The sequence below is a fragment of the Ralstonia flaminis genome (genome assembly GCF_958415495.1).
GTDB classification, from domain to species: domain Bacteria; phylum Pseudomonadota; class Gammaproteobacteria; order Burkholderiales; family Burkholderiaceae; genus Ralstonia; species Ralstonia flaminis.
This window is the reverse complement of the sequence record NZ_CATZLL010000039.1, coordinates 1-1239: the sequence shown is the minus strand read 5'-3', so window position 1 is coordinate 1239 and position 1239 is coordinate 1. Positions and strand designations below refer to the sequence as shown.

Genomic DNA, 1239 nt, shown 5'->3' with positions numbered 1-1239 from the left:
TGGGCTGCTGCCGGTTTCATGGACACCTTGTTAAGGTGGAAAATGAAACTGGAGGTGGTTTATGGGAACGAGGCGGCAATTTAGCCGGGAGTTCAAGCTTGAGGCCGTGAGGCTGGTCAAAGAGCGAGGGGTGTCGGTGTCGCAAGCAGCGCGCGACTTGGACGTGCACGAGAACGTGCTACGCAAGTGGGTGCGGGAGGCGGCACAAGACCCTCAGGAGGCATTCCCAGGCAAGGGGGTGATGAAGCCTGAGCAGGCTGAAATCGAGCGACTGAAGAAGGAAGTGGCGAAGCTCAAGCAGGAGCGCGACATTCTGAAAAAAGCCGCGGCCTACTTCGCCAAGGACTCACTGTGAAGTTCGAGTTCGTGGCGAAGCACCGGGTGGCCTGGCCGGTCAAGCTGATGTGCGAGGCGCTCGGTGTCTCGCGAAGTGGCTTCTATGCGTGGCTGGTGAGGCCCAGGAGCCGTCGCAGCCTGGAAGACGAAGCGCTGGCGGCGAAGGTACGGCAAAGCTTCGTTGGCAGTGACCGCACCTACGGTGCCCGCCGAGTCTGGCACGACGTGCTGGCGCTGGGTGAGCGTTGCGGCCTGCACCGTATCGAGCGATTGATGCGGGCGCAGGCCCTGCGTGCCAGGCCCAGGCGGCGAGGCTTGCCCAAGGACCATGGCGAGCGCTGCGCCATTGCGGCCAACGTGCTGGACCGCCAATTCCAGGCTGACGCACCGAACCAGAAGTGGGTGGCGGACTTCACCTACATCTGGACGGCTGAGGGCTGGCTGTACGTGGCGGTGGTGCTGGACCTGTACTCGCGCCGGGCGGTGGGCTGGTCAATGCAATCGAGCATGACCTCGCAGTTGGTGGCCGATGCGCTGATGATGGCCGTGTGGCGACGTGGGCGACCGGTGCAGTTGCTCCATCACTCGGACCAGGGCAGCCAATACACCAGTGAGCACTTCCAGCAGTTGCTCAAGGAACAGGGCATCACCTGTAGCATGAGCCGCGCCGGCGAGGTCTGGGACAACTCGGCGATGGAAAGCTTCTTTAGCAGCCTGAAGACCGAGCGAACGGCGCGTCGTGTTTACCGCAGTCGCGAGCAAGCTAGGTCAGACGTGTTCGACTACATCGAGCGCTTCTACAATCCGACGCGCAGGCATTCGACGCTCGGCTACGTCAGTCCGATACAGTTTGAGCAAGCTCGAGAAGCTTAGGTCGGTGTCCACTGAACCGGCAGCAGCCCA

Annotated in this window: 1 protein-coding gene; it reads left to right on the top strand. The window is 62.1% G+C overall.

The window, feature by feature from the left end:
* The first annotated feature begins 61 nt into the window (after nucleotides 1-61).
* Nucleotides 62-1209, top strand: a protein-coding gene (locus tag R2N11_RS26335; RefSeq protein ID WP_152524438.1) for an IS3 family transposase whose coding sequence is annotated in 2 segments (ribosomal slippage) — nucleotides 62-323 and nucleotides 323-1209 — 1149 coding nt in all. Because the reading frame shifts where the segments join, the coding sequence is not laid out codon by codon here.
* The last annotated feature ends 30 nt before the right edge of the window (nucleotides 1210-1239 follow it).